This is a genomic window from Neomoorella sulfitireducens, assembly GCF_024733845.1.
Classification (GTDB): Bacteria; Bacillota; DSM-521; order Neomoorellales; family Neomoorellaceae; genus Neomoorella; species Neomoorella sulfitireducens.
Map to the genome: position 1 here is coordinate 1 of NZ_JANRHG010000036.1, position 854 is coordinate 854.

At 54.6% G+C, this 854-nt stretch carries 1 protein-coding gene; it reads right to left on the reverse strand.

The window, feature by feature from the left end:
* Positions 1–854, reverse strand: an 854-nt coding sequence (locus NWF31_RS14460) for a molybdopterin cofactor-binding domain-containing protein (protein WP_258361207.1), incomplete at both ends; no start/stop codon positions are given.

Genomic DNA, 854 nt, shown 5'->3' on the forward strand with positions numbered 1-854 from the left:
CCGGCCATAGCGATGGAATGGCCGTGGGAAGCATAGGCCCCGGTATTGGCGATGGCCTGGATGTGCATGCCTGTTAATTTCCCGTCCCTGGTAACCCCGGTTTTAATCTTGTATTTAATGGCATGGCGGGTCCGGGTATCGATCATGCATTCTTCCCGGGATAATTCCAGCTTCACCGGCCGGCCGCCCACGGCCAGGGTCATGGCCGCAACTAAAGGCTCCAGGCAGGCGTCCTGCTTGCTGCCAAAGCCGCCGCCCACGTAAGGTTTGATCACCCGCACCCTGCCCCAGGGAATACCCAGGGCCTGGCCGACAATTCTTCTAATAATATGCGGTATCTGGGTAGAGGTTACGATTACGATGCGCCCGTCGTTGTCAACATAGGCGTAGGATACATGGTTTTCCAGCTGGCAGTGCTGGACGATACTCGTTTCCAGCTCGTCTTCAAAAATATATTCAGCTTTTTGCCAAGCCTCTTCAACATCGCCAATTTCATAACCCTGGGAGCTAAGGATGTTTCTCTCACAGTCGTCGTGGATCAACGGCGCCCCTTCCCGCATGGCCGCTTCGGGTGTGAGGAGGGGTTCCAATACTTCATATTCTACCTCAATTAATTTTAAAGCTTCCGCGGCGGTCAGTTCGTCCCTGCCCACCACGGCGGCAACGGCGTCCCCAACAAAGCGGGCTTTGTCGGTTAAAATAGTCCGGTCTTCTTTATCCCTGTGCTTCGGGTCAAGGGCATAGGGGTGCCCGGCGGTGGCAAATTTAATCTGCGGGACGTCTTTATAAGTTAAAACCGCTTCCACTCCGGGCAAAGCCCTGGCCTTGCTGGTGTCGATATTTTTAATCAGGGC